General features: G+C 48.2%; 1 protein-coding gene. It reads right to left on the bottom strand.

Annotated elements, in window-relative coordinates; translation table 11 throughout:
• The coding region (locus AWU77_RS02140; RefSeq protein ID WP_062058565.1) for a glycosyl hydrolase at positions 1–1311 on the bottom strand (1311 nt) is incomplete at its 3' end.
• Between the last annotated feature and the right edge of the window lie 40 nt (positions 1312–1351).

The raw sequence follows: 1351 nt of genomic DNA, 5'->3' as shown, positions 1-1351 counted from the left end.
GCGCTCGTAACGATTACCCACTTTAGTCGCTGTACGGCAATCGCCATTCACACACAGGTACACAAAGCCCGCAGTTTGGCCGCCATCTAAATGATACACAGTACCGCTGCTGGTCATGCCAAACACACCGCTAGTGCCAGTGCTGCCAGTTGAACTTGCGGCTACCGAGGTTGTTGCAGTAGAGCTTGCAGGCGCGGAGCTGGCTGCGGCTGAAGATGGCGTGCTACCAAAACCCAATTTGCTAAACAAATCGCTCGAAGTTTTATAGATAAATGTTTCACCCGTCAGCGCATTATTGTTCAGTTCATTCAGCCAATTGGTTTTGATTGTTGCATTAGCTTCTACACGGCTATCGCCCCAATAACCTTCATTGCCCGATGCCCAGCGCGATTGCGCATTCCAGTTGGCGTCAATGTAAGTCACCGCTTTTAAGTGCGATGAATAGCTATCCATAAATTCAAAATAACCCACAAACCACTCGTTCCAGATTTGGTTGGCTGTTTTATTTATCCGACCGGTGCCGCGTGCTGCATCAGCGGAATAACTTAATTCGCCAATCGCAAAACGCTGCGGAGTGGATTCATTAATCATCAGCGGTTTATTGTGCGCAACCGCAAAGTTTGCGGTTTTATTTACTTCGCGGAAATTACAATCTTGTGGTGCGAAGTAGGACAGGCCGATCCAGTCAACATATTGGTCACCCGGATACCATTGCTCGATATTGGAATCGATAGGGCAGTAGGACATGGTTTGCCACACCATCGCAATGCGGTTGGAATAACCCAGCTGCTTAACGCGATCGGCAACATAACGGAACGATTGAATCACGCCACTGGGGCTGTGACCATTCCAAGGGCCATCTACTTCGTAAGCCCAGCGTAAAAATATTGGGCGGTTATAACTGGCGAGTTTATGTAAGAGCGTATCGATATTCGCGTTGTAGCTGCCTGAGGCAACAGCATCGACTTGGCCATTCATCGACACCCCAACCACTAATGCGCTGTTCGGATAAGTATTTGCCAGCTCATTAATATTGTTGCGGCCAGCACCGGCATCGGCGTTGTTATTTAATCCATCCAGATTGGCGATACCCACATAATTGGTGACACCCGCCGGCACATGGCCAATGGCGTTTTTATAATTGTTAATACTGTCCACATCCTGCCCGACAGTCATGAGAATGCCGCTTTGGGGAACAAATTTACCGGTGACGGCATAGGTTGTTGGTGCAGCCAGTGTTATTCCGGTTGATAAAGCGGCGAGCGCCGCCCACCGACCAAGCTGCCATCTGGTTGATTTTATATAAGACATACGTCTTTCCTCATTAATTATTAAGAGTATTTATTGCTTT

Origin of the sequence: Cellvibrio sp. OA-2007 (assembly GCF_000953825.1) — a bacterium.
Lineage (GTDB): Bacteria > Pseudomonadota > Gammaproteobacteria > Pseudomonadales > Cellvibrionaceae > Cellvibrio.
Note: the sequence above shows the minus strand (reverse complement) of the source record. Positions and strands in the feature narration are given on the sequence as shown.